Genomic DNA, 2,100 nt, shown 5'->3' with positions numbered 1-2,100 from the left:
CCACCCCCCGCCGGCGGGCGGCCCGCCCGCGGCCGGCCTCATGGCCCCCCCGGCCCGGGCGGGGCCGCCCAAGGCCCCCCACCACCGCGTGGGTCCATTCAGGCGCGTGCATCCAGCAACGCGCCGAGCATCTGGTCGCTGCGGCGGATCACGGTGGCGTTGGCGGTAAACGCCAGCACCGCGTCCTTCGCTGCAAGCAGGTCGGCCACCGGCGCTGCCGCATCGGCGGCCACCTCGACCAGGCCGGCATTCACCCCGCCGCCTTCCACCGCGGCCTGCGCCACGCCCACGCGGGTGGCATCGGCCACCGGCAATCGGGCCACGTTCGACGCGGCCGCCTGCCCCCCCAGGGTGGCGGCGCGCATGCCCGAGCTGGCAATGGACATCACGTTCACGTAGCAACCCTCCACGATGCAGGGCCGGCATCCGATGACGCAGGCATCCAAAGCCGTTAGCGGCCGCCCGCCGTCATCCTGTAGCACCGACCGTGGCCCGGCGGTTTCGCAGGCCGGCACCGCACCCGTCAACGGCCCGCCGACGGGCGCCCGCCCACGCCAGCACTGCCGCCCAAGAGCGCAGTGGTAGCATATCCCCCTGATTTCAGCGCCGAATCCAATGCTCAGTTTCTTCCGTCGCAAAAAAGCCCAGGACGCTCCGCAGGACGCGCCCAAGACCCAGCACTACTCGGCCGAAGAGCTGGCGGCGGCATTCCCGCAGGCCAGCCAGGATGGCCCGACCGCGCCCGCGCCGCTCCCGCCTGTCGCCGCCGAAGCTGCGCCGGCGCCGACGTCCGCACCGGCGCCGATGCCCGCGCCTGCGCTCGACATACCTGCGCCCGCCACCGTGCCCCAGCCACCGGCCGCCGTCGCCACGCCGAGCGTACCGGCCCCGACCGCACCGGCCGCCCCCGTTCCGCCGGCAGCACCGGCCGCGCAGGCTGCGCCGGTGGTCATCGCCGAACCCATCGCCGCACCGTTGCCTGCCCCGCTGCTGGTGGCCAGCGAGGTCACCCAGCAAGCCGCACAGCCACTGGCCAGCGCGCCGGGCGATGGCGTGGCCGCTGCCGCGCCGGGCAAGCCGGGCTGGCGCGACCGGCTGCGCAACAGCGTCATCGCGCGCAGTTTCGGCGGCCTGTTCTCGCGCAATCCCAAGCTCGATGACGACCTGCTGGACGAGCTTGAAACCGCGCTGATCACCGCCGATGTCGGCGTGGGTGCCACCACCGCGCTGGTGGAGGGCCTGCGCAAGCGCATGAAGGCACGTGAATTCGTCGATGCCAACGCCCTGCTGGCCGCCCTGCGCGGCGAACTCATCGCGATCCTGCAGCCGGTGGCCAAGCCGCTGGTCATCGACCGCAACGCCAAGCCGTTCGTGGTGCTCACCGTGGGCGTCAACGGGGTGGGCAAGACCACCACCATCGGCAAGCTGGCCAAGCGTTTCAAGGATGACGGCCACAGCCTGATGCTGGCTGCCGGCGATACCTTCCGCGCCGCCGCCGTGGCCCAGCTCCAGGCCTGGGGCGAACGCAACGGGGTGGCCGTGGTCGCCCAGGGCCAGAACGCCGACGCCGCCTCGGTGGCCTACGACGCGCTGCAGGCCGGCAAGGCGCGTGGCACCGAGGTGCTGATCGCCGACACCGCCGGGCGCCTGCACACCCAGGGCGGGCTGATGAACGAACTGGGCAAGATCCGCCGCGTCCTCGGCAAGATCGACCCCAGCGCGCCGCATGAGGTGTTGATGGTGATCGACGGCACCACCGGCCAGAATGCGCTCTCGCAGCTGCGCCAGTTCCACGCGGCCGTCAACGTGACCGGCCTGGTGGTGACCAAGCTGGATGGCACTGCCAAGGGCGGCGTGGTGTTCGCGCTCGCCCGCGAGTTCGGCATCCCGATCCGCTTCGCCGGCATCGGCGAGCGCCCGGAAGACCTGCGCGTGTTCGACCCCGAAGCCTTCGTCGACGCCCTGCTGCCCGAGGCCCTGGGCAGCTGACCCACCCCATCGATGGCCGCCCCCCCACCGGGGGTAGAGCCACCCCATGGGTGGCTGCGCGATCATGGGTGGCTGCACGACCATGGATGGCCGCGCGATCATTGAAGCAGC

Annotated in this window: 2 protein-coding genes; one reads left to right on the top strand and one right to left on the bottom strand. The window is 72.4% G+C overall.

All coding sequences use genetic code 11. The annotated features are described in order from the left end of the window. Positions 1–98: 98 nt before the first annotated feature. Positions 99–386, bottom strand: a complete 288-nt coding sequence (locus RSA25_RS19025; RefSeq protein WP_332810393.1) for a hypothetical protein — start codon at positions 384–386, stop codon at positions 99–101. Positions 387–615: 229 nt separating this feature from the next. On the opposite strand from RSA25_RS19025, the gene ftsY reads away from it, so the two are divergent. Then, on the top strand, positions 616–1,989 hold the full coding sequence (gene ftsY / locus RSA25_RS19020; protein WP_332810391.1) for a signal recognition particle-docking protein FtsY: 1,374 nt from the start codon (positions 616–618) through the stop codon (positions 1,987–1,989). Positions 1,990–2,100: the final 111 nt, after the last annotated feature.

It is taken from the genome of Stenotrophomonas sp. (assembly GCF_036662295.1).
Lineage (GTDB): Bacteria > Pseudomonadota > Gammaproteobacteria > Xanthomonadales > Xanthomonadaceae > Stenotrophomonas.
Note: the sequence above shows the minus strand (reverse complement) of the source record. Positions and strands in the feature narration are given on the sequence as shown.